Source organism: Escherichia sp. MOD1-EC6842 (assembly GCF_002965705.1).
In the GTDB taxonomy this organism is placed as follows: Bacteria; Pseudomonadota; Gammaproteobacteria; order Enterobacterales; family Enterobacteriaceae; genus Escherichia; species Escherichia ruysiae.
Genome location: NZ_PTRF01000003.1, coordinates 211,947 through 236,263 on the forward strand (window position 1 = coordinate 211,947; position 24,317 = coordinate 236,263).

General features: G+C 50.5%; 21 protein-coding genes, 1 tRNA gene and 1 pseudogene. 14 read left to right on the forward strand and 9 right to left on the reverse strand.

Annotated features, from left to right (window positions below):
- Positions 1–55 precede the first annotated feature (55 nt).
- A complete protein-coding gene (locus A7Z29_RS05300) occupies positions 56–1,003 on the forward strand; it encodes a phosphoglycerate dehydrogenase (protein WP_105289893.1) in 948 nt (315 codons plus the stop codon).
- A 78-nt stretch (positions 1,004–1,081) separates the two neighbouring features.
- Here A7Z29_RS05300 and A7Z29_RS05305 read toward each other — a convergent pair.
- A tRNA-Met gene (locus A7Z29_RS05305) sits at positions 1,082–1,158 on the reverse strand.
- Positions 1,159–1,366: 208 nt separating this feature from the next.
- On the opposite strand from A7Z29_RS05305, the gene mltA reads away from it, so the two are divergent.
- Both mltA and tcdA read left to right on the forward strand, forming a co-directional pair.
- Positions 1,367–2,464, forward strand: a complete 1,098-nt coding sequence (gene mltA, locus A7Z29_RS05315; RefSeq protein WP_000678631.1) for a murein transglycosylase A — start codon at positions 1,367–1,369, stop codon at positions 2,462–2,464.
- Between the two features lie 238 nt (positions 2,465–2,702).
- Positions 2,703–3,509, forward strand: a complete 807-nt coding sequence (gene tcdA, locus A7Z29_RS05320) for a tRNA cyclic N6-threonylcarbamoyladenosine(37) synthase TcdA (RefSeq protein WP_000117715.1) — start codon at positions 2,703–2,705, stop codon at positions 3,507–3,509.
- Between the two features lie 49 nt (positions 3,510–3,558).
- Here the strand turns inward: tcdA and csdE are convergent, their stop codons facing one another.
- Together csdE and csdA are read right to left on the reverse strand one after the other, a co-directional pair.
- A complete protein-coding gene (gene csdE / locus A7Z29_RS05325; protein ID WP_105289894.1) occupies positions 3,559–4,002 on the reverse strand; it encodes a cysteine desulfurase sulfur acceptor subunit CsdE in 444 nt (147 codons plus the stop codon).
- Positions 4,002–5,207, reverse strand: coding sequence for a cysteine desulfurase CsdA (gene csdA, locus A7Z29_RS05330; protein WP_105289895.1), 1,206 nt, complete (start codon positions 5,205–5,207; stop codon positions 4,002–4,004). The genes csdE and csdA overlap by 1 nt, the downstream gene beginning before the upstream one ends.
- A gap of 191 nt (positions 5,208–5,398) precedes the next feature.
- On the opposite strand from csdA, the gene A7Z29_RS05335 reads away from it, so the two are divergent.
- From A7Z29_RS05335 to A7Z29_RS23630, 5 genes and pseudogenes are all read left to right on the forward strand, one after another.
- The gene (locus tag A7Z29_RS05335) at positions 5,399–5,626 is read left to right on the forward strand and encodes a YgdI/YgdR family lipoprotein (RefSeq protein ID WP_000750399.1); all 228 of its coding nucleotides are present in this window, start codon (positions 5,399–5,401) and stop codon (positions 5,624–5,626) included.
- 350 nt (positions 5,627–5,976) lie between these two features.
- Complete coding sequence (gene gcvA, locus A7Z29_RS05340; RefSeq protein WP_000044401.1) at positions 5,977–6,894, forward strand: glycine cleavage system transcriptional regulator GcvA; 918 nt, start codon at positions 5,977–5,979, stop codon at positions 6,892–6,894.
- A gap of 18 nt (positions 6,895–6,912) precedes the next feature.
- On the forward strand, positions 6,913–7,308 hold the full coding sequence (locus A7Z29_RS05345; RefSeq protein ID WP_000203904.1) for a DUF423 domain-containing protein: 396 nt from the start codon (positions 6,913–6,915) through the stop codon (positions 7,306–7,308).
- Positions 7,301–8,401 (forward strand): 23S rRNA (cytidine(2498)-2'-O)-methyltransferase RlmM, encoded by a 1,101-nt coding sequence (gene rlmM, locus A7Z29_RS05350; protein ID WP_001045503.1) that lies wholly within the window; start codon positions 7,301–7,303, stop codon positions 8,399–8,401. The genes A7Z29_RS05345 and rlmM overlap by 8 nt, the downstream gene beginning before the upstream one ends.
- 37 nt (positions 8,402–8,438) lie before the next feature.
- A pseudogene (locus A7Z29_RS23630) lies at positions 8,439–8,513 on the forward strand (hypothetical protein); the annotation flags it as partial.
- A gap of 104 nt (positions 8,514–8,617) precedes the next feature.
- On the opposite strand, the gene xni reads toward A7Z29_RS23630, so the two are convergent.
- The 5 genes from xni to queF all read right to left on the reverse strand — a co-directional run bounded on the left by xni (position 8,618) and on the right by queF (position 15,253).
- A complete protein-coding gene (gene xni, locus A7Z29_RS05355; RefSeq protein ID WP_024165228.1) occupies positions 8,618–9,373 on the reverse strand; it encodes a flap endonuclease Xni in 756 nt (251 codons plus the stop codon).
- 283 nt (positions 9,374–9,656) lie between these two features.
- Entirely contained in the window at positions 9,657–11,024 is a 1,368-nt protein-coding gene (gene sdaB, locus A7Z29_RS05360) for an L-serine ammonia-lyase II (RefSeq protein WP_000626400.1), read from the reverse strand.
- 57 nt (positions 11,025–11,081) lie between these two features.
- Positions 11,082–12,371, reverse strand: a complete 1,290-nt coding sequence (sdaC, locus tag A7Z29_RS05365; protein WP_000450473.1) for an HAAAP family serine/threonine permease SdaC — start codon at positions 12,369–12,371, stop codon at positions 11,082–11,084.
- A gap of 557 nt (positions 12,372–12,928) precedes the next feature.
- Positions 12,929–14,293, reverse strand: coding sequence for a nucleotide 5'-monophosphate nucleosidase PpnN (gene ppnN / locus A7Z29_RS05370; protein WP_000627995.1), 1,365 nt, complete (start codon positions 14,291–14,293; stop codon positions 12,929–12,931).
- 111 nt (positions 14,294–14,404) lie between these two features.
- Positions 14,405–15,253 (reverse strand): NADPH-dependent 7-cyano-7-deazaguanine reductase QueF, encoded by an 849-nt coding sequence (queF, locus tag A7Z29_RS05375; protein ID WP_105289896.1) that lies wholly within the window; start codon positions 15,251–15,253, stop codon positions 14,405–14,407.
- A 67-nt stretch (positions 15,254–15,320) separates the two neighbouring features.
- On the opposite strand from queF, the gene syd reads away from it, so the two are divergent.
- From syd to gudD, 6 genes are all read left to right on the forward strand, one after another.
- A complete protein-coding gene (gene syd / locus A7Z29_RS05380; RefSeq protein WP_105289897.1) occupies positions 15,321–15,866 on the forward strand; it encodes a SecY-interacting protein in 546 nt (181 codons plus the stop codon).
- A gap of 622 nt (positions 15,867–16,488) precedes the next feature.
- Positions 16,489–16,818: a YqcC family protein gene (locus A7Z29_RS05385; protein WP_000207002.1), complete on the forward strand. Its 330-nt coding sequence runs from the start codon at positions 16,489–16,491 to the stop codon at positions 16,816–16,818.
- Entirely contained in the window at positions 16,818–17,600 is a 783-nt protein-coding gene (gene truC, locus A7Z29_RS05390) for a tRNA pseudouridine(65) synthase TruC (RefSeq protein WP_105289898.1), read from the forward strand. Before A7Z29_RS05385 ends, truC begins: the two co-directional genes overlap by 1 nt.
- 17 nt (positions 17,601–17,617) lie before the next feature.
- Positions 17,618–18,067 (forward strand): flavodoxin, encoded by a 450-nt coding sequence (locus A7Z29_RS05395; RefSeq protein ID WP_000807742.1) that lies wholly within the window; start codon positions 17,618–17,620, stop codon positions 18,065–18,067.
- Between the two features lie 419 nt (positions 18,068–18,486).
- Positions 18,487–19,839: a galactarate/glucarate/glycerate transporter GudP gene (gudP, locus tag A7Z29_RS05400; protein WP_000097076.1), complete on the forward strand. Its 1,353-nt coding sequence runs from the start codon at positions 18,487–18,489 to the stop codon at positions 19,837–19,839.
- 95 nt (positions 19,840–19,934) lie between these two features.
- Positions 19,935–21,275: a glucarate dehydratase gene (gene gudD / locus A7Z29_RS05405; protein ID WP_105289899.1), complete on the forward strand. Its 1,341-nt coding sequence runs from the start codon at positions 19,935–19,937 to the stop codon at positions 21,273–21,275.
- 234 nt (positions 21,276–21,509) lie between these two features.
- Here the strand turns inward: gudD and barA are convergent, their stop codons facing one another.
- The gene (gene barA / locus A7Z29_RS05410; protein ID WP_105289900.1) at positions 21,510–24,266 is read right to left on the reverse strand and encodes a two-component sensor histidine kinase BarA; all 2,757 of its coding nucleotides are present in this window, start codon (positions 24,264–24,266) and stop codon (positions 21,510–21,512) included.
- Positions 24,267–24,317: the final 51 nt, after the last annotated feature.

Consider the following 24,317-nt stretch of genomic DNA (forward strand, 5'->3'; position numbering starts at 1 on the left):
ACAGTAACCGGTCACGCCATCTTTGGGGTGGCGTTCATTGAAGTGAGTGTCAGCTATGAAAAACGTTCTGGTCACCGTTCCCAGCTTTTCAGCACGCTGTGTTTCCGCCAGCAAGTTGCTAAGAGAGAATAATTTTAACCTTATTATTAAGAATAATGTGGAGCATCTGGTTAAATCAGAATCCACGGCATTACGAGAATCTATTTGTGCGGTCATTGCCGGAAAGGATTGTTATCAGGCGGACACGCTATCACTACTGCCCGGTGTGAAAATAATATCGAGATTTGGGACGGGAATTGATAATGTTGATCTTCGCACGGCACGACATTCAGGGATTGTGGTCAATAATGCGGTTGGGATTAATTCAAATGCGGTTGCGGAATTTATCATTGGCCTTATCTTCGCGAGCATAAGAAATATCCCAGGCAGCTATTATGCAATGCAAAATGGTTACTGGGGTGAGTCGCATGGTTGTGAATTACAGGGGAAACGGATTGGCTTGCTTGGCTACGGTAATATAGGTAAAACCCTGGCGAAAAGGTTGTCCGGTTTTGATGTTGAGCTTTTAGCTTTTGACAAACAACCCGATTATCAGGTTGCTGGCAAAACCGGAGTTCAGTTTGTATCAATTGAAGATATCTTTATGCAATCGCATGTCATCATTGTTCTTTTGCCTTTTTCGCCTGATCTGGAGAACTTCATCAGCCATAAATATTTGTCGATGATGCGCAATGGCGCGCTGATCATCAATGCCGCAAGGGGAAAATTGCTGGATGAGGGCGCTTTACTTCAGGTGATTGAAGAACGAAATGTTTTTGCGGCGCTGGATGTTTTTAGCTCTGAACCGCTGGCGCAATTTAGCCCATTGCTGCATACCAAAAATATCATTACAACGCCGCATATTGCAGCCTCCACCGTTGAGTCATACCAGCAAACCGGGATACACGTTGCCCAGTCGATAATTGATTTCTTTGCGGGGAGGGAGATAAAAAACGTGCTGTGAGTTCAGCGAACGAAGATTTTAGATACAAAAAAACCGCAATCCGTGAAACACGTTGCGGTTTATCAGCATTCTAAGTATTGGTTGCGGGGGCCGGATTTGAACCGACGACCTTCGGGTTATGAGCCCGACGAGCTACCAGGCTGCTCCACCCCGCGTCCGTGGATGCGCACTATACTCCGCTCGCGTTTTCATGCAACCTTTTTTTTACCCGGATCACGGATTTGGCATGATTTTGAACAAAAACAAAACACTACCGCCTATTTTTTGTGCAAAATTTGCGTCAGGGAGAGTCTGCTCATTTCATTAAACGCGACGGTTTGTTATCTTCGTTGTGCCTTATTTTTTAACCTGAAGAAGAGAACAATGAAAGGACGTTGGGTAAAGTACCTTCTTATGGGCGCTGTTGTGGCGATGCTTGCCGCCTGCTCCTCCAAACCAACCGATCGCGGACAGCAATATAAAGACGGGAAATTTACCCAGCCTTTCTCTCTGGTGAACCAGCCAGATGCCGTTGGCGCACCAATTAACGCCGGTGATTTTGCCGAGCAAATTAACCATATTCGTAACTCGTCACCGCGTCTGTATGGCAACCAGAGTAATGTTTATAACGCGGTGCAAGAGTGGCTGCGCGCAGGCGGTGATACCCGCAATATGCGCCAGTTCGGCATTGACGCCTGGCAGATGGAAGGCGCGGACAACTATGGCAACGTGCAGTTTACAGGCTATTACACGCCGGTAATTCAGGCGCGCCATACCCGTCAGGGCGAGTTCCAGTATCCTATTTATCGTATGCCGCCAAAACGCGGCCGTCTGCCGTCTCGTGCGGAGATCTACGCGGGGGCACTGAGCGATAAATATATCCTCGCTTACAGCAACTCTCTGATGGATAACTTCATTATGGATGTACAGGGTAGCGGGTATATCGATTTTGGCGACGGCAGTCCGCTTAACTTCTTCAGCTATGCCGGAAAGAACGGTCATGCCTATCGCAGTATTGGTAAGGTGCTGATCGATCGTGGCGAAGTGAAAAAAGAAGATATGTCGATGCAGGCTATTCGTCACTGGGGGGAAACGCACAGTGAAGCCGAAGTTCGCGAACTGCTGGAACAGAATCCGTCTTTCGTCTTCTTTAAGCCGCAATCTTTTGCACCGGTGAAAGGAGCAAGTGCTGTGCCGCTGGTTGGTCGTGCTTCTGTTGCCTCCGATCGCTCGCTCATCCCGCCAGGCACTACCTTGCTGGCAGAAGTACCGTTGTTGGATAATAACGGTAAATTTAACGGTCAGTACGAACTGCGTCTGATGGTGGCGCTGGATGTCGGTGGCGCAATCAAAGGCCAACATTTCGATATCTATCAAGGGATCGGGCCGGAAGCCGGACACCGCGCAGGTTGGTACAACCACTATGGACGTGTCTGGGTGCTGAAAACGGCACCGGGTGCAGGTAACGTCTTTAGCGGCTGATGTGTTATTCTGTACGCCGTTTTTACGGATAAGACAGCATGAGGGATAACCTCATCTCCTGATTGTTGACTAAGTGCGCATTGTTCATGCCGGATGCGGCGTGAACGCCTTATCAGGCCTACAAATCATGCAAATTCAATATATTGCAGGAGTTATGTAGGCCCGATAAGCGTAGCGCATCAGGCATTTATGCGTTTAGGGTGGGGGATAACCTCACCCTTTTTAATTCTGAGGTGCTATGTCTGTGGTAATTAGTGATGCCTGGCGTCAGCGTTTTGGCGGCACTGCGCGTCTGTATGGTGAGAAAGCCTTGCAACTATTTGCCGATGCACATATCTGTGTGGTCGGCATCGGTGGTGTCGGTTCCTGGGCGGCGGAAGCTCTGGCGCGCACGGGGATTGGCGCAATCACGCTTATCGATATGGATGATGTGTGTGTCACCAATACCAATCGGCAAATTCACGCGCTGCGTGATAACGTCGGGCTGGCAAAAGCGGAAGTGATGGCGGAGCGTATTCGCCAGATTAACCCGGAGTGTCGGGTGACAGTGGTGGACGATTTCGTGACGCCGGATAACGTAGCGCAATATATGAATGCCGGTTATTCGTATGTTATTGATGCCATTGACAGTGTGCGCCCCAAAGCGGCACTAATCGCATACTGTCGTCGCAATAAAATCCCATTGGTAACGACGGGGGGGGCCGGCGGGCAGATTGATCCGACGCAGATTCAGGTTACTGACCTGGCGAAGACTATTCAGGACCCGCTGGCGGCGAAGCTGCGTGAGCGCCTGAAAAGCGATTTTGGCGTGGTGAAAAACAGCAAAGGTAAGCTCGGTGTGGATTGCGTGTTTTCTACCGAGGCGTTGGTATATCCGCAGTCAGACGGTACGGTCTGTGCGATGAAAGCCACGGCGGAAGGACCAAAGCGAATGGATTGCGCATCAGGATTTGGTGCGGCAACGATGGTGACCGCCACCTTTGGTTTTGTTGCGGTTTCTCATGCGCTGAAGAAGATGATGGCGAAAGCGGCGCGCAAGGAATAACCATTATGTCGGATGCGACGTGAGCGTCTTATCCGACCTGGATCTGTGCTTAAACCTGTTTCGCCGCCGCGATAATCGCCTCGCTTAATGCATTCAGCCCCTGACTGCGTGAGGCACTAAGTTGCGCACGCAATCCCAGCTCATCAAACAACGCCAGCGGCGACTGCGTTTGTAACTCGGCGGCGGTTTTGCCCTCCACGGCGGTCAACAACACTGCCAGCAGACCGCGCACAATGCGCCCTTCGCTGTCGCCAAAGAAATGCATCTTGCCGTTTTCAGCCACGGTATACCCCAGCCAGACGCGGTTTTCGCATCCGGCAATCTCTTTGGCCTGTACTTTTAATTCATCAGGTAAAGCCGGAAGCTGTTTCCCCAGCATGATCAACTGGCGATATTTCTCTTCCCACTGCGTCAACGGCGCGAAAGTATCGCGTAACGTCTCTGCGGTAACGGTTGTGCCGAACGGATGTCCGGCGAATTGCGGGTTTGTCATTAATCCACCAATAATTCCAGCGCGCGGTCAACGGCGTTCACCAGCGCATCCACATCACTCTTTGTATTATATGGCGCAAAAGAGGCGCGCAGTGTGCCGGTTACGCCTAATTCTGCCAGTAGCGGCTGAGCGCAATGCTGCCCGGCGCGCAGGGCAATACCGTACTCTGCCAGCAAAGTCACCATATCGCTGTGATGAACCCCCGCGAAATCAAAGGCCAGCAGGCTGGAATCCTGGCAGCGGAATGAACGAAAGCCTGGACGTTTTGCCAGCGCATCTTCTGCAAGCGTCGCCAGGCTACGACTCCAGCTTTCTGCCTGGTTAATATCATAATCTGCCAGCCATTCCAGCGCCGCGCTTAACCCAATGACGCCTGCGACGTTGGGCGTTCCGGCTTCCAGTTTCCACGGAGCAGACTGTGTGGTGAAGCCGTCAAAACTGACTTCGTGAATCATTTTGCCACCGCCGAGCCAGGGCGACATTGCTTCCAGCAGTTCTGGTTTGCCATACAGCACGCCGATACCCGTCGGGCCGTAAAGTTTGTGACCTGAAAAAGCGTAGAAATCGATATCCAGTTGCTGAACATCTGCAGGGAAATGCACCGCCCCCTGAGCACCATCAACCATCACCACCATCCCGGCTGAATGGGCAAAGGTAATCGCTCGTGCCAGATCCGGGCAGCCGCCAGTGACGTTCGACATCTGGCCCAACGCCAGAATCCGGCTACGGGGAGTAATCAGCTCTGGTAACAAATCGACATCTGGCAGCCGCTGCGCATTAAGCGGCAACTTCACCACTTTGGCTCCGGTTTGTTGGGCGACCATCAGCCAGGGGACGAGGTTGGCGTGGTGCTCTGCCACGCTGACAATAATTTCATCGCCCGGTTGCAGACGCGGACGCGCATAGCATTGCGCCACCATGTTGATGGATTCGGTGGTGCCGCGCGTCCAGACAATGGTTTTGTCATCTGGAGCATTGAGCAATTGCGCCACTTTCTCCCGCGCAGCCTCATAACGTGCGGTCAGACGTTGGGCTTCGGCAAACTGGCTGCGATGGACGTTTCCGGCGCTAAGGCTATAGAACTGTCGGGTAGCCTCAACCACGGCTTCGGGCTTGAGCGCGGTTGCGGCACTGTCGAGATAGACGCCCGCATCCTGTAATGCGGGAAACTGCGCACGGAACTGCGCGGGATTAAAAACGTTCATGGTACTCCTCGGCTTGATTCACCGATCGTGACGCAAAATTCACTTTGATACAAGGAGAGTGCTAACCATCGGAATTATCTGGATATCCTGGCGAAGCCGCGTCAGTAACATATGCTGAATAGTGTTAGGCGTTAATTTTAGCCTGTTAATCAATACTATTAAGATTTATTAATCGCTTTAAGGAGAAGAAGATGAAAAAGACTGCCGCAATTATCTCTGCCTGTATGCTGACTTTTGCCCTGAGCGCCTGTTCCGGTTCGAACTATGTGATGCACACCAATGACGGACGTACCATCGTCTCTGACGGTAAACCACAAACTGATAATGAAACCGGTATGATTTCGTATAAAGACGCTAATGGCAACAAACAGCAGATCAACCGTACCGACGTGAAAGAGATGGTCGAGCTGGATCAGTAATTCGCGATCGCAAGGTAAAAAAAAGCACCGCAATTAGGCGGTGCTACATTAATCACTATGGACAGACAGGGTAAATGTACAGGAAGTGAAAAAAGGTAGCTTAGCTACCATGGTCTGAATCGCAGACCAATTGCAAACACAACAACACAACATCACAACCGTAAGCCAAAAGTTCACCAGAACACGCATTCCGATAAAACTTTTCGTTCCGGCTCAGGAAGTGCCGCCACTATAGGTATTTGCTGGTAGAAGCTCAACGGACAATTTATAATGGCTCAGATAAAAAAAACTAATAGGTTACATAGTGTAATCTAATTGTTAAATTCATTTAACATCAAAGTTTAAAAGCCATGTCAAAACGATTACCACCGCTAAATGCCTTACGAGTTTTTGATGCCGCCGCACGCCATTTAAGCTTCACGCGCGCAGCAGAAGAGCTTTTTGTGACCCAGGCCGCAGTAAGTCATCAAATCAAGTCACTTGAGGATTTTTTGGGACTGAAACTGTTCCGTCGCCGTAATCGTTCACTCCTGCTGACCGAAGAAGGGCAAAGCTATTTCCTCGATATCAAAGAGATATTTTCGCAATTAACCGAAGCGACGCGTAAACTCCAGGCTCGTAGCGCCAAGGGGGCGTTGACGGTCAGTTTACTCCCCAGTTTTGCCATCCACTGGCTGGTGCCGCGACTTTCCAGCTTTAATTCAGCTTATCCGGGAATCGACGTTCGAATCCAGGCGGTCGATCGCCAGGAAGATAAACTGGCGGATGATGTTGATGTGGCGATATTTTATGGTCGGGGCAACTGGCCGGGGCTGCGGGTCGAAAAACTTTATGCCGAATATTTGTTGCCGGTGTGTTCCCCGCTACTGTTAACCGGCGAAAAACCCTTGAAGACGCCAGAAGATCTGGCTAAACATACGTTATTACACGATGCGTCCCGGCGTGACTGGCAGACATATACTCGCCAGTTGGGGTTAAATCATATCAACGTTCAACAAGGGCCGATCTTCAGTCACAGCGCGATGGTGCTGCAAGCGGCTATCCACGGGCAGGGAGTCGCATTGGCGAATAATGTGATGGCGCAATCGGAAATCGAGGCCGGACGCCTTGTCTGCCCGTTTAATGATGTTCTGGTCAGTAAAAATGCTTTTTATCTGGTATGTCATGACAGCCAGGCAGAACTGGGTAAAATAGCCGCCTTTCGCCAATGGATCCTGGCGAAAGCCGCTGCTGAACAAGAAAAATTCCGCTTTCGTTATGAACAATAATTTACGTAGGGTACGACCATGACCAGCCGTTTTATGCTGATTTTCGCCGCCATTAGCGGCTTCATTTTTGTGGCTCTCGGCGCTTTTGGCGCGCATGTGTTAAGTAAAACCATGGGAGCCGTTGAGATGGGCTGGATCCAGACCGGCCTCGAATACCAGGCGTTCCATACGCTGGCGATTTTAGGTCTGGCGGTGGCGATGCAGCGTCGCATCAGTATCTGGTTTTACTGGAGTAGCGTTTTCCTCGCGTTAGGCACGGTGCTGTTCAGCGGCAGCCTTTATTGCCTGGCGCTGTCCCATCTGCGTTTGTGGGCGTTTGTCACACCGGTTGGCGGCGTGAGCTTCCTCGCGGGCTGGGCGTTAATGTTAGTCGGAGCTATCCGTTTAAAGCGCAAGGGCGTAAATCATGAATAAGGTTGTATTGTTGTGCCGTCCTGGCTTTGAAAAAGAGTGTGCTGCGGAAATTACCGATAAAGCCGGTCAGCGGGAAATATTCGGTTTTGCCCGCGTTAAAGACAATGCGGGTTATGTCATCTATGAATGTTATCAACCGGATGATGGCGATAAGTTAATCCGTGAGCTGCCGTTCAGTTCATTAATTTTTGCTCGCCAGTGGTTTGTGGTGGGGGAACTCCTGCAGCATTTGCCGCCAGAAGATCGAATTACCCCCATTGTCGGCATGTTACAGGGTGTAGTAGAGAAGGGCGGTGAACTGCGTGTTGAAGTTGCCGATACCAACGAAAGCAAAGAGTTGCTGAAATTCTGCCGTAAATTTACCGTGCCGCTACGGGCTGCCTTGCGCGAGGCGGGCGTACTGGCGAACTATGAAACGCCGAAGCGTCCGGTGGTGCATGTATTCTTTATTGCACCAGGCTGCTGCTATACCGGCTACTCCTACAGCAATAATAATTCGCCGTTCTATATGGGGATTCCACGCCTGAAGTTTCCGGCGGATGCGCCAAGCCGTTCCACGCTCAAACTGGAAGAGGCATTTCATGTGTTTATTCCTGCGGATGAGTGGGATGAACGCCTGGCAAATGGAATGTGGGCGGTAGATTTGGGCGCTTGTCCAGGCGGCTGGACCTACCAACTGGTGAAGCGCAACATGTGGGTATACTCCGTCGATAACGGCCCGATGGCGCAAAGTCTGATGGATACCGGACAGGTGACGTGGCTGCGGGAAGATGGTTTCAAATTCCGCCCAACACGTAGCAACATCTCATGGATGGTATGCGATATGGTTGAAAAACCAGCGAAAGTCGCAGCACTGATGGCACAGTGGCTGGTTAATGGCTGGTGTCGTGAAACTATCTTCAACCTTAAGCTACCGATGAAAAAACGCTACGAAGAAGTGTCACACAATCTGGCGTACATTCAGGCACAGCTTGATGAACATGGTATTAACGCCCAGATTCAGGCGCGGCAGTTGTATCACGATCGAGAAGAAGTGACGGTGCATGTCCGTCGTATCTGGGCTGCGGTGGGTGGTCGTCGCGACGAACGGTAAGTGAGTTGGCTGGGGCATTGACTCCGGTCTGGCATCCGATGTTTGTACCGGTGGCAACCCGCGTGAAGCAACGCTTGAGGATATTGTCGAGCTTTACCATACCGCCTGGTAAATGCGCTGATGTGATAATGCCGGATGCGACGCTAGCCGCGTCTTATCCGGCCTACAAGTGCATTTAATTCAATGAGGTGTTAATCGGTAGTATTCGGCACGCTGTTATCGTACCAACCGCAATTGCTGTAAATTGCCGTCGATATGCAAGTCGGTTTGTAAGCGGGCAATATCGCGACACAGAAACGCCATCTCTTTATGTTCTTCCAGTTTCTTGCGCCACTTTTCGGCAACCGCGTCGATATTTTCATATATCCCTTCCAGACTCTGAAACTCGACGAGTAACTGCGTGGCGCTTTTTGGCCCAATCCCCGCAACACCCGGCACCTTTGAGCTGCTGATCCCCGCCAGCCCCCAATAATCGGGTAATTGCTGAGGTTGAACGCCAAATTCTTTATCGATAAACGGCGCATCAAGCCAACGTTTCTGAAAGTAATCACGAATACGCAGTGCAGGTGAAAGGAGCTGACAGTAGCCTTTATCTGTCGAAACAATGGTTGCCTGATGCCCGGCCTGGGTCACTTTTACTGCCAGCGTGGCGGCTAAGTCATCTGCTTCGTTGCCGCTGGCTGACCAGCATCGGACACCGCGTTGTTCAAAGGCTGCGCGTAACGCAGGCATTTCGTTGTGCAACTCTTCCGGCATTGGCGGACGACCGGCTTTGTAATCCGGTAAACGCTGATGACGCCAGCCGCTACTGCGGTTTTCATCATCAAAAACGGCGACGGCGTGGGTTGGCTGGCTGTGCATAATGAGCTGATCGAGCGCGTGCTGGCAGGTCTCCACGCAGGGCGAGCCCTGAACGGCATGAATGCGACGAATAAGATTCAGTGCATCGACAATAAGCAAATGAACAGCCACGATAACCCCCTTAAAGATCAGGCGATAAGGGTAACATTCGATGTCGGAACAGGCTACGGCTGGATGAGAAATCGGGAAGAGAGCTCGCAAAACGAGGTTTGATATTGATGACAACGCCAAATTGCCTGATGCGCTACGCTTATCATGCCTACAAAAGAATCACAATCTATTGAATTTTCGCTGTTTTGTAGGTCGGGTAAGGCGTTTACGCCGCATCCGACATAAACAACAGGCACATTCTCAACAATGTGAGGCCTCGCAAAACGAGGCCTCTGGAGAGAGATTAATCGCAGGCAACAATCTTCATTGCCAGGCCGCCGCGAGAAGTTTCACGGTACTTGGCGTTCATATCTTTACCTGTTTCGTACATGGTTTCGATAACTTTATCGAGGCAGACGCGCGGCTCGCTGGTACGGCGCAGCGCCATACGCGCGGCGTTCACCGCTTTCACTGCCGCAATGGCATTACGCTCAATGCACGGCACCTGTACCTGTCCGGCAACCGGGTCACACGTCAGGCCGAGGTTATGCTCCATTGCGATTTCTGCCGCGATGCATACCTGTGCCGGGCTTGCGCCTAACAGTTCTGCCAGACCCGCCGCTGCCATAGAGCACGCTACGCCAACTTCGCCCTGGCAGCCGACTTCGGCACCAGAAATCGAGGCGTTCATCTTATAAAGAGAACCAATGGCGCTTGCCACCAGCAGGTAACGAGCCAGTGAGTTAGCGTTCACTTCACGGATAAACTTGTCGTAGTACGCCAGCACTGCCGGGATAATCCCGCACGCGCCGTTAGTCGGTGCAGTCACCACGCGACCACCAGCAGCGTTCTCTTCGTTCACCGCCAGAGCGAACATGTTGATCCAGTCAACAACCGCCATCGGGTCAGTGGTGTTTTTGTCCTGGCTGACCAGCATCCGGCGCAGAGCCGCCGCACGGCGTGGAACGCGCAGTTTGCCTGGCAGCACGCCTTCGGTGGCAATACCGCGCTCAATACCGCCGCGCATCACTTCCCAGACGTTCGCCAGGTGCTGTTCCAGCTCTTCTTTGCTGTGCAGCGCCAGTTCGTTTTTCATCATCAGGCCAGAGAGTGACAGCCCGGTTTCCTGACAATGCTTTTGCAGATCGGCTGCTGAGCTGTACGGATAAGGAACTTCAACCGGTGCGCTATCCTGCTGACCAAAATGTTCTTCATCAACGATAAAGCCACCGCCGATGGAGTAGTAAGTCTGGCTGTAAACAACTTTATCGCCCGCCAGCGCGGTGATGCGCATACCGTTTTCATGCAGAGAAAGGTTGTCGGCATGGAAGTTCATGCACTGATCAACCGGGAACTCCACTTCGTGCTGACCATTTGCCAGCATCAGGCGACCATGAGTATTCACATCCTGAATAAAACCAGGGATGGAATCGATATCAACGGTATCCGGCAGGTTACCCGCCAGCCCCATAATAATGGCGATATCAGTGTGGTGGCCTTTACCGGTCAGAGAGAGCGAGCCGTAGACATCAACCACCACGCGGGTCACGTCTTTAAGCAGGTTACGGGCAATCAGATCGTCGGTAAATTGTTTACCCGCTTTCATTGGTCCAACGGTATGGGAACTGGAAGGACCAATGCCGATTTTGAAAATATCGAATACGCTAATCATAGGAAATTCATCGGGTTAAAACGGAGGAAGCGCCGCCCGAAAGCGGCGCGAAAGGATTTAGCTGAACAGAGAGTAGAAAATTGCGGAGATAGCAATCAGACCCATCACGACAACGAATACGTTGCTGATGTGACCGCTGTACTTACGCATTGCCGGTACTTTCTGGATTGCGTACATCGGCATCAGGAACAGGATCATCGCGATGATTGGACCGCCCAGGGTTTCAATCATCCCCAGGATGCTTGGGTTCAGCGTAGCAACAATCCAGGTCGTTACCAGCATGAACAGTGCTGTGATACGGTTCAGCTTGTTGATTTCGATAGACTTACCTTTACCACGCAGAGATTTGATCACCATACCGTTGAAGCCTTCACGCGCACCCAGGTAGTGGCCGAGGAAGGATTTGGTGATAGCGATAATCGCGATAATCGGAGCCATCCACGCGATGATCGGCGCGTTAAAGTGGTTCGCCAGGTAAGACAGAATCGAGATGTTCTGCTCTTTAGCCGCAGCCAGGTCTGCCGGAGTCAGGCTCAGTACGCAGCTGAAGACGAAGAACATTACGGTCAGCACCATCATGATGTGAGCGAATGCCAGGATCTTCGAGCATTTCTGTTCTGCCATATCGCCGTACTCTTCACGCTTCGCAACGGCGAAAGAAGAGATGATCGGAGAGTGGTTGAACGAGAATACCATTACAGGAATCGCCAGCCACAGGGTCATCCACAGACCGTTTCCGGTTGCAGATGCAGTGTCCAGAGACAGCGTTTCCAGAGCTGCGCCGTTCCACTGCGGGATCAGGTACAGAGCCAGCAGCATCAGTACGCCAACAAACGGGAATACCAGAATACTCATCGCCTTAACGATCATCTGCTCACCGAAGCGAACGATGGTCATCATACCCACGATCAGGATCAGGGACAGAATCGCACGCGGCGGCGGCGTCATACCCAGCTGGTGAGACATGAAGCTTTCAACCGTGTTGGTGATTGCCACGCTATAAACCAGCAGGATCGGGTAGATAGCGAAGAAGTACAGCAGAGTAATCAGTTTACCTGCACCAATACCAAAGTGTTCTTCTACTACCTCAGTGATGTCTTCGCCTGGGTTTTTACCAGACAGTACGAAGCGAGTCAGGCCACGGTGAGCAAAAAACGTCATCGGGAACGCAAGGATGGCCATGATGATCAGCGGGATCATACCGCCAACACCGGCGTTGATTGGCAGGAACAGTACACCCGCGCCGATTGCCGTGCCGTAGAGGCCCAGCATCCACATGGTGTCTGTCTTGCGCCAGGCACTGCGAGAGTCTTTCGACGCAATCGTGCTGGTTTGAGTCGTTTCCATCTATTTCTCCTGGAGGAATGCAAATAATTCAGCTTTTAGCCAGTTCAGCCCGGGAAGGTGCCTGGCCGTAAAAATGAAATCTGTCTATCGGCGATGGCTTAATCATTTTCCGCCGTAATAATTTGAGGGCGGAAAGATACACACAAGTTATGCATCTATCAGTGATCTTGATCTCAAATACAATAATCTACTTAGAAGATAGATAATCCCAACTCTTTACTCTGTAAATCAAAAGTAAAAGAGAATTTAAGGGCAATATTTTCCCACTAAACGATATCTGGTTTCTTCCGGGGCGCGCAATATATGTAGGTTGAACTGAAAAAATCAATACTTTTAGTTAATCATGATAAGAATTTCTTTTTCACAGTAATAAAATGCGGTTTATGAAAGCAGGTAAACGTTTGCGTGGCAATATAAATTGTATGACATATTAATATTGGTGATATTAAGTGTCTTATGATGCGTTGAAACATTCAGATAACAAATGAAATGGATTGGTGAGTGAGTGACCAAATAAGAGAAAAACCCGGCAACAAACGTTACCGGGGGAGGGGAGATTAGGTGCAGATTTCGTAGCAAGGGATGTAGGCTGAGCCAGGCAACTTCATACGGTGCTGGGCGACAAAACCCTGAAGCAGGTCGTCCATACGACGCATTATCTCTTTATCGCCGTTGATTTTATAAGGCCCAAACTCTTCAATGGCGCGAATACCGACTTCTTTTACGTTACCCGCCACAATACCGGAGAACGCACGACGCAGGTCAGCAGCCAGCACTTCAACGGGTTGATCCGGGTACAGTTTCAGATTAGCCATGTTCTCGTGAGACGGCTCAAACGGCATTTGCAGATCTGGCGCAATGCGCATTGACCAGTTAAAGCTGTAAGCATCACCGGTGTCACGGCGATTTTCTTTCACCAGCGGCATCGATTTTTTCATCTGACGAGCGACTTCAGCAGCGTCATCAATGATGATGCGGTAATGGCGGCGCGCGTTTTCACCCAGCGTATGCACGACAAACTCGTCCAGTACGCGGAAGTAGTCGGCGCTCTCTTTCGGGCCGGTGAGGATCAATGGTAAAACCTGATCTTTGTTGGCCGGGTTCATTAAAATTCCCAGCAAATACAGCAACTCTTCTGCCGTACCCACACCGCCAGGGAAGATAATGATACCGTGAGCGATACGCACAAACGCTTCCAGACGTTTTTCGATATCCGGCATGATGATCAATTCGTTGACCAGCGGGTTAGGCGGTTCAGCAGCGATAATCGACGGCTCTGTCATACCAATAAAACGGCTGTCTTTGTAACGCTGCTGAGCGTGACCCACTGCTGCGCCTTTCATCGGCGCTTCCATCGCTCCTGGACCACAACCGGTGCAGATATTTAACTCACGCAGACCCAGCTGATTTCCGACGCGACGGGCATATAAATACTCGTTTTCGTTGATTGAGTGACCGCCCCAGCACACAACCATATTTGGCGCTTCGCCGACATGCAGTGCGCGAGCGTTACGCAAGATGGAAAAGACCAGGTTAGTGATGTGGACGGAGTTGTCGAGATTCAGGTTGGGAAAACGAACGGTGTTATGGATTTGCCCGTAAACGAAGAGAATGTCACGCAGAACCGCGAACAAGTTGGCCTGCAAAGCGCGAATAATTCGCCCATCGACAAAAGCCTCTTCCGGGGGATTAATCAGTTCCAGCTTTACGCCGCGTTCACGGCGCAGGACGTTAATATCGAAATTTTCAAAACGAGACAGCAATTCTTTGCTGTTATCGGTCAAACTACCGGAGTTCAGTACGGCAAGTGAACAGTTGCGAAACAGTTGATAGAGGTCGCTGCTGGCGGTGCGTTTAAGCATATCCACTTCCAGCTGCGACAACATATCCATGGAGCCAAGCGGGCTAATATGTGTAATCAAGAAAAACTCCTTATGGGACGAATATCGTCATTCCCTTTGATTACAATAGCCCTGCATGATGGCCTTTCACAACTCTATGCGTGAATCCAGTACGCAAAAATGAGAAAAAATTTATTGTCGTACCAGTCGGGTCGTCGATGGGACAAAGTCGCTATTGCTACGCCAGGGGTTAATGTCCAGGCCGCCACGACGGGTATAACGCGCATAGACGCTTAATTTCTCTGGCTGGCAGAAGCGTAGCAGGTCATTAAAAATACGCTCTACGCATTGCTCATGGAACTCGTTGTGATGACGGAAAGAAACCAGATAGCGCAGCAGTTTTTCCCTGTCAATTTTGTGTCCACGGTACTGAATTTGGATTGACCCCCAGTCTGGCTGATGGGTGATCAGACAGTTTGACTTCAGCAAATGGCTGACTAGCGTCTCTTCCACCACTTTTTCACCGCTGGCGGCATTCTCAAGATAGTCAGTGGTAAATTCATAGTTATCGATAGCGATATCCTGTTCATCAATGCAGGTGCCATTGAAATGTCCCACCGGCTGGCCTTCCAGTTCATCAAGACGATATAAGACCACGCTAACCTTACCCTGGGCACAGGTGCTTAAATCGCGCTCCAGCGTCTGGCGCACCTCCTCCCAGTTATTAAAACGCGTCTGGTTAAAGCTATTGAGATAGAGCTTAAAACTCTTCGACTCAATCAGATTTACGCTGGTGTAATCAAGTTCAACATGACCGACAGCGACCTGTGGCAAACCTTTGGCATTCAGCCAGGAAAGCTCATACAGCGTCCAGATATCCGCGCCGTGAAAAGGCAGGTTATCCGCTTTCAGGCCCAGAGGATCGCGATTCAGACTACGCGGAACGCCTTGCAGCAGGCGGGCGTCATAGGTATCCCGGTAATCGGTTGATTTTCCGAGAGTCAGGCCCGCAAGTGCCTGATGGTTTGTATAAGAAGACATGTTTCACCGTCATAAACCAGATAAACTAAACGACAAGTGTATCTGGTTTAAGTGAAGAGAGAAATTAGTGGACGATTTGACCGCACAAGCCCTGAAAGATTTTACTGCACGCTACTGCGATGCGTGGCATGAAGAGCATAAAAGCTGGCCGTTAAGTGAGGAGCTGTATGGCGTGCCTTCACCATGCATTATTTCAACCACCGATGACGCCGTTTACTGGCAACCCCAGCCGTTTACCGGTGAACAAAATGTAAACGCGGTTGAACGGGCGTTTGATATTGTGATACAACCCACAATTCATACCTTCTATACAACCCAGTTTGCCGGGGATATGCATGCGCAGTTTGGCGATATCAAACTGACATTACTGCAAACCTGGAGCGAAGACGACTTCCGCCGGGTGCAGGAAAATCTGATTGGTCATCTGGTGACTCAGAAACGGTTAAAACTGCCGCCCACGCTATTTATCGCAACACTGGAAGAAGAGTTAGAGGTCATCTCGGTGTGTAATCTCTCTGGTGAAGTGTGCAAAGAGACGCTGGGAACGCGTAAACGGACGCATTTAGCCTCAAATCTTGCGGAATTCCTTAACCAACTTAAGCCTCTTCTGTAATCCAAATACCCCGTCTGGTTGTGAGAGATCTCTTACAGACCCTGTAGGAGATCGCCAGGAAATAAGCGAATACTCAAACAGATAAGAATCGATATTTTTATTTATAATCAATGGATTACATGAAATTTCTTAACTTTCATATGAAATTATCCTTAAGGCTTTGTCTGTAAGCGCCTTGTAAGACTCAGCGAAAAAGACGATTCTATCTTCGTCGACAGGGAGTCAGACAACGAAGTGAACATCAGGATGATGACACTTCTGAAGGACACGCCAGGACGGTGTTTCAGGGAAAGGCTTCTGGATGAAGCGAAGAGGAAAACGCTGGATGCGTTAAAGGACACCTCCAGGATGGAGAATGAGAACCGGTCAGGATGATTCGGTGGGTCAGGAAGGCCAGGGACACTTCAGGATGAAGTATCACATCGGGGTGGTGTGAGCAGGAAGCAATAGTTCAGGATGAACAATTGGTCGCAAGACCAGAGGAAAAGTTGTCAAGGATGAGCAGGGAGCAACAAAAGTAGCTGGATTGCTGCGAAACGAACCGGGAGCACTGTGAATACAGTGCTCCCTTTTTTTATTCCTGCTATCCTTCGCGGCAGTTTTTTCTTATTGAGGTTGCTTTATGACCACTCATGACCGCGTTCGTCTTCAGTTGCAGGCGCTTGAATCGTTACTGCGTGAACATCAGCACTGGCGAAACGATGAGCCCCAGCCGCATCAATTCAACAGTACCCAACCGTTCTTTATGGACACCATGGAACCACTGGAGTGGTTGCAGTGGGTGCTTATCCCACGAATGCACGATTTATTAGATAACAACCAGCCATTACCGGGGGCATTTGCCGTGGCGCCGTACTATGAAATGGCGCTGGCGACGGATCACCCGCAACGCACGCTTATTCTGGCGGAACTGGAAAAGCTGGATGCCCTTTTTGCGGATGACGCAAACTGATGCTGGAAATACTCTACCAGGATGAATGGCTGGTTGCGGTAAATAAACCGTCCGGCTGGCTGGTCCACCGTAGCTGGCTGGATCGCGATGAGAAAGTGGTGGTCATGCAAACCGTGCGTGACCAGATAGGCCAGCACGTGTTTATCGCGCATCGCCTGGACAGACCTACTTCCGGCGTATTGCTGATGGGACTGTCCAGCGAAGCTGGACGGCTGCTGGCACAACAGTTTGAACAGCATCAAATCCAGAAACGTTACCATGCGATAGTTCGTGGCTGGCTAATGGAAGAAGCGGTGCTGGATTATCCACTGGTGGAAGAACTGGACAAAATCGCTGATAAATTTGCCCGTGAAGATAAAGGGCCACAGCCAGCGGTAACGCATTATCGCGGTCTGGCGACGGTAGAAATGCCAGTCGCAACCGGACGTTATCCGACCACGCGCTACGGCCTGGTGGAACTGGAGCCGAAAACCGGACGCAAACATCAGCTCCGACGCCATCTCGCCCATTTGCGTCATCCAATTATTGGCGACAGCAAACATGGCGATTTACGCCAGAATCGCAGTGGGGCTGAACATTTTGGCCTCCAGCGGTTAATGCTACATGCCAGTCAGTTATCATTGATGCATCCGTTCACTGGCGAACCGCTGACTATTCACGCGGGGCTGGACGACACCTGGATGCAGGCGTTATCACAATTTGGCTGGCGTGGTCTGCTTCCTGAAAATGAAAGGGTTGAGTTCAGTGCGCCATCAGGTCAGGATGGTGAGATAAGTTCCTAATCCAGGGAGAAAACGGTATGGCGGAAATTGGTATTTTTGTGGGCACCATGTACGGAAATTCACTGTTAGTGGCGGAGGAAGCGGAAGCAATTCTGACTGCGCAGGGGCACAAAGCCACGGTGTTTGAAGATCCAGAATTAAGCGACTGGCTGCTCTATCAGGACAAGTTCGTTCTGGTGGTTACGTCCACGACCGGGCAAGGCGACCTGCCTGACAGCATTGTGCCGCTTTTTCAGGGAATCAAAGATAGCCTTGGTTTTCAGCCGAATCTTCGTTATGGCGTAATTGCGCTCGGCGACAGTAGCTATGTGAATTTCTGCAACGGCGGCAAACAGTTCGATGCCTTGTTGCAGGAACAGAGTGCGCAGCGGATAGGGGAAATGCTGCTGATTGACGCCAGTGAGAACCCTGAACCGGAAACGGAATCAAACCCGTGGGTCGAACATTGGGGCACGCTGTTGTCCTGACAAATTGCCGTTTTAAGCAAACTGAATCGAATCCTTTCAGGCAAATGCCAGTAAAAACTTGCAAATGTGACGGTTTTTTACTGGCGTTTGCCTGGAGTCAAGCGATCCATTTCATACTCTTCTTTATTTCTCCGTTATAACCCTTCCTTTCTTGTTCTTGTTTTCATTTCCGTGAAGTTGATTCCACCGTCCAGGGCTAATGCCAAAATCGGGCCTCATTGAACGCATTAATGTTGTGTTGTTGCACGGTGAGCCGCTATGGCGCGCTTTTTATACTGCTATTGCCAGATATAAACACGCGCCGCATTCGGCGAACGACCTATAAAAACGGCAAAAAACACCCTACGTCACCTCTGATTTCCTGGCGGTATTGCAGTCCAGAGTGAGCGTGGCTAACGCGAATTTTCAGGAGTGCAACAATGAGTTCTTTAAGTCAGGCTGCGAGCAGTGTGGAAAAACGCACGAATGCTCGTTACTGGATAGTGGTGATGTTGTTTATCGTCACATCCTTCAACTACGGCGACCGCGCTACGCTCTCTATCGCCGGTTCAGAAATGGCCAAAGATATCGGCCTTGATCCCGTGGGAATGGGTTATGTGTTCTCTGCTTTCTCATGGGCTTATGTAATAGGGCAGATCCCAGGTGGCTGGTTGTTGGATCGCTTTGGTTCAAAACGCGTCTACTTCTGGTCGATCTTTATCTGGTCGATGTTTACCTTGCTGCAAGGCTTCGTCGATATCTTTAGTGGATTCGGCATTATCGTTGCCCTGTTTACGCTGCGCTTCCTGGTCGGGCTTGCTGAAGCGCCCTCTTTCCCCGGCAACAGTCGCATTGTAGCGGCCTGGTTTCCTGCGCAGGAAAGGGGAACGGCGGTGTCGATTTTTAACTCCGCACAATACTTCGCAACGGTTATCTTCGCGCCGATTATGGGCTGGCTGACTCATGAAGTGGGCTGGTCACACGTTTTCTTCTTTATGGGCGGTCTGGGCATTGTCATCAGCTTTATCTGGTTGAAAGTCATCCACGAGCCAAATCAACATCCGGGCGTAAATCAGAAAGAGCTGGACTACATTGCTGCGGGCGGGGCGCTGATCAATATGGATCAGCAAAACACCAAAGTTAAAGTGCCGTTCAGCGTGAAGTGGGGGCAGATCAAACAGTTGCTAGGTTCGCGGATGATGATCGGCGTTTATATCGGTCAGTATTGTATCAACGCCATGACTTACTTCTTTATCACCTGGTTCCCGGTTTATCTGGTGCAGGCGCGCGGGATGTCAATTCTGAAAGCGGGCTTTGTGGCTTCTGTTCCGGCGGTTTGCGGTTTTATCGGCGGCGTGCTGGGTGGGATTATTTCTGACTGGCTGATGCGTCGCACGGGTTCGCTGAACATTGCGCGTAAAACGCCGATCGTGATGGGAATGCTGCTGTCGATGGTGATGGTGTTCTGTAACTACGTCAACGTTGAGTGGATGATCATCGGCTTTATGGCGCTGGCCTTCTTCGGTAAGGGCATCGGGGCGCTGGGTTGGGCCGTAATGGCAGATACCGCGCCAAAAGAGATCAGCGGTCTTTCCGGTGGCCTGTTCAACATGTTCGGTAACATTTCTGGCATCGTCACGCCAATCGCAATTGGTTATATCGTTGGCACGACTGGCTCGTTTAATGGGGCGCTGATTTATGTTGGGGTTCATGCCTTAATCGCGGTACTGAGCTACCTGGTGCTGGTGGGCGATATCAAGCGTATCGAGCTGAAACCTGTCGCGGGAAAATAAGATGATAACCCCGATTTCAAACATCCCGGCTCCTGAATTTCTGACCGTAAACATCCCGTTTTCGGCCGTCATTGATTCTGAATAAGGACATAAACATGAGTTCTCAATTTACGACGCCTGTTGTTACTGAAATGCAGGTCATCCCGGTGGCGGGTCATGACAGTATGCTGATGAATCTGAGTGGTGCACACGCACCGTTCTTCACGCGTAATATTGTGATTATCAAAGATAATTCTGGTCACACTGGCGTAGGGGAAATTCCCGGCGGCGAGAAAATCCGTAAAACGCTGGAAGATGCGATTCCGCTGGTGGTGGGTAAAACGCTGGGCGAGTACAAAAACGTTCTGACGCTGGTGCGTAACACGTTTGCCGATCGTGATGCTGGCGGGCGTGGTTTGCAGACTTTTGACCTGCGTACCACGATTCATGTGGTGACTGGAATTGAAGCGGCAATGCTGGATCTGCTGGGGCAGCATCTGGGGGTTAACGTGGCGTCGTTGCTGGGCGATGGTCAACAGCGTAGCGAAGTCGAAATGCTCGGTTATCTGTTCTTTGTCGGCAATCGCAACGCTACACCGCTGCCGTATCAAAGCCAGCCGGATGACTCATGCGACTGGTATCGCCTGCGTCACGAAGAAGCGATGACGCCGGATGCTGTGGTGCGCCTGGCGGAAGCAGCATATGAAAAATATGGCTTTAATGATTTCAAACTGAAGGGCGGTGTACTGGCCGGAGAAGAAGAAGCCGAGTCTATTGTGGCGCTGGCGAAACGCTTCCCGCAGGCGCGTATTACGCTCGATCCTAACGGTGCCTGGTCGCTGAACGAAGCGATTAAAATTGGTAAATACCTGAAAGGTTCTCTGGCTTATGCAGAAGATCCGTGTGGTGCGGAGCAAGGTTTCTCCGGGCGTGAAGTGATGGCAGAGTTCCGTCGCGCAACTGGCCTGCCGACTGCAACCAATATGATAGCCACCGACTGGCGGCAGATGGGCCATACGCTCTCGTTACAATCCGTTGATATCCCGCTGGCTGACCCGCATTTCTGGACGATGCAAGGTTCAGTGCGTGTGGCGCAAATGTGCCATGAATTTGGCCTGACCTGGGGTTCACACTCTAACAACCACTTCGATATTTCCCTGGCGATGTTTACCCATGTTGCCGCTGCTGCACCGGGTAAAATTACTGCTATTGATATGCACTGGATTTGGCAGGAAGGTAATCAGCGCCTGACCAAAGAACCGTTCGAGATCAAAGGCGGTCTGGTTCAGGTGCCAGAAAAACCGGGGTTGGGTGTAGAAATCGATATGGATCAAGTGATGAAAGCCCATGAGCTGTATCAGAAACACGGGCTTGGCGCGCGTGATGATGCGATGGGAATGCAGTACCTGATTCCTGGCTGGACGTTCGATAACAAGCGTCCGTGCATGGTGCGTTAAGACAGAAAACCAAAACCGGCTCTGTCTGGAGCCGGTTTGAGACTGATGTCAAACGCAAAAATTGCTTGATGCGCTGCGCTTATCAAGCCTACATGATTTTTTAATTCATTGAATTTAATTGGTTTTGTAGGCCGGATAAGGCGTTAACGCCGCATCCGGCATAAACACAGGCACTTTGCCCTCAATCAAAAACCGACTTCATAAGAAGCCGGTTTTTACTCGATAAAATATTTATTACCCAAGAATTTTGCTGGCTTCTCGCGCCACATTATCCATCTCGTCCAGCAATTCCAGAAGCTCTGGCTCCAAATCTTCTTCTTTAGTACCGCTGCGTAGCTGTTGTTCAATCAGCTGGCAGAGATTCTTCATACGCGGCACACCGCTATAGCCGCAACTGCCATGCAGTTTATGAATTAAATCAACCAGACCTTCCGGGTTTTCTCCAACCAGTTGTTCCTCAACTTTGTTGCGAACTTCTGGCAGGAAATCGAGCAACATTTGCAGCATATCGCGCGCTAAATCGGTTTTTCCTGCTGCCTGGCGTAGTGCCAGTTGCCAGTCGAGGGTTGCATTCTGGTTCACCACAATTTCGTTCACTTCTGGTGTTACGACGCGAGAGGAAATACCGCTGCCAGGCTTGTAGCGCAACAGCAAATTATGCAATCGCTCTTCTTCAATTGGTTTTGCCAGATAATCGCTCATCCCCGCGCCAAGCAGTTTCTCTTTTTGCCCTGCCATCGCATGTGCCGTTACCGCGATAACCGGCGTTTGCTGCTGATGTGGGAGCTGGTGGATGAGTTCGCATGCCCGAATGCCGTCCATGTCCGGCATTTGAATATCCATTAAGATCAAATCGAACGGCATCTGTTTTGCTCGTTCAACGGCCTGATGCCCGCTATCGCAAAGCTCCACATGTTGCACCATATCTTCCAGCAACGCGCCAATAAGTTTCAGGTTAGCGGGGTTGTCATCAACCGCCATGACTGTCATTGCCAGCTTACTTTCATCGGTAACAGGCAAAAGTGTGTTTTGTTTGTGATGACAAAATTCCGTCAGTGCTGGCAACAGGCGCGTAGGCGTTAACGGTTTCAGTAGACACGCGCCGATACCATCTTGCTTGAGTTTTTCTGCATTGACCTGTGCATGACAAGGAAGCGCCAGCATCAGGAAATCGGTCATTGACACCGCTTGCGCCAACCGCTCATGTTGTATCGTCAGCGGCTCGCGGAAGGTCACTGCAATCCCTAACAACATCATGTCGTAATGTGCGGGAGGCAGCGCGGAGAACGTTGGGCTATAAACCACTTCCAGCGGCGTTTCACTTAAAATATCCAGCGTACATTGTGCGGCTGCGGAGTTCGGTTCGACATAGGCAAGACGCTTACCGGCGAGGCACTGGGTAGATGGCCCTTCGATAATAATATTCGGGTTCAGATCGAGATTAATGTGGAACCAGAAGGTAGAACCGCGATTCGGCTGGCTAGGGAACGAAATATCGCCGCCCATTTCATTAACCAGTTTCTGTGTGATCACCAGCCCCAGCCCGGTGCCACCATGACGGCGGGAAATACTGGCATCAGCCTGTCGGAAGGCCTGGAATAAGCGCGATTGATCGCGTTCAGGAATACCAATACCGGTATCACGAATCTGCACTTCAATCTGCACTTTGGTATTACTTAGCGCACGTTTTTCTACCAGAATATCAATGTTGCCATTCTCGGTGAATTTAATCGCATTCCCCACCAGGTTAGTGATGATTTGCTGTAATCGCAGTGGGTCGCCGATCACGTTATCAGGCACGTCGCTTTTAATATTGAGCGTCAGTTCCAACCCTTTATCGTGAGAAGAATGTGCCAGCAGAGTAACGACTTCATCCAGCGTGCTGCGTAGTGGGAATGGAATACTTTCCAGAATCAGCTTACCTGCTTCCAGTTTCGAGAAGTCGAGAACATCATTAATAATTGCCAGCAAATTATTTGCCGAACGTTCAATGGTATTCAGGTGATCGCGCTGTGTTGGCGTTAATTCTGTTTTCAGCGTCAGGCGGGTAAAGCCAATAACACCATTCAGCGGTGTACGCAGCTCATGTGACATATTCGCCAGAAACTCGGATTTAATACGTGCCGCTTCCTGGGCGCGCTTTTTCGCCAAATCCAACTCAACGTTCTGAATTTCCATTTGCTCTAGCGTTTCCCGCAGATCGGACGTCGCCTGGTCGATATTGTGCTGCATCTCTTCGTGATAAGCTGCCAGCGACATTGCCATCGAGTTGATACCGTTTTTCAGCATATCCAGCTCGCCGAGCATAAATCCTTCCACCCGGCTGTCGAGTTGCCCACGACGGATGCGGTCGACGGTATTCACCATGTTACGAATTGGACCGGTTACATCGCGCATTAAGCGCCAGCCAAAAATAAGCGCAATACCGATACAAAACAGCATCATCACACTGGAAATAAAGATCTCTTTATATTGCTGCAAGCGAACCGATTTAAGATCCAGCTCAAGCGCAATATATCCCAGCATATTCTGGCTATTTTTGGCATCACTACTGGGCGATTCGTCGGGGGAATAACTCTCAGAAATAATCGGTGTGCGCAGGATCATAATGTCGCCGTCACGTGTGACAGTGAGCTGGCGAGGAAACGGCACGTTGCTGCCGAGCTGCATTGATGAAGGATCAAGATGAAAATTGGAGGTGACAAAGAGTCGGTTATTTTCATCATAAACCGAAATCGCGCGAACAATATCGGAATGGCGACGATGCAGTACGCTTATTAACTGACCGATAGATTCGCGATTTTGCAGGCTCATGCCATATTCGGTAGAAACGGCAAGTGGCTCAATAATGCTGGCACCGGCATCTTCCAGTTGACGCTGCAAGTCGTTATAGCGGTGTACGACGAAAAAGATACTCAGCAATAAACCAATAAGGACGGTCGGTGCCAGGATCAGAATCATCATGCGTGCGCGCAGGCTGTAGTTGGTCATGGAGTTCCGTTATGGGACAATTAAGGTCACACTGTTAAATTGAGAAAGTCT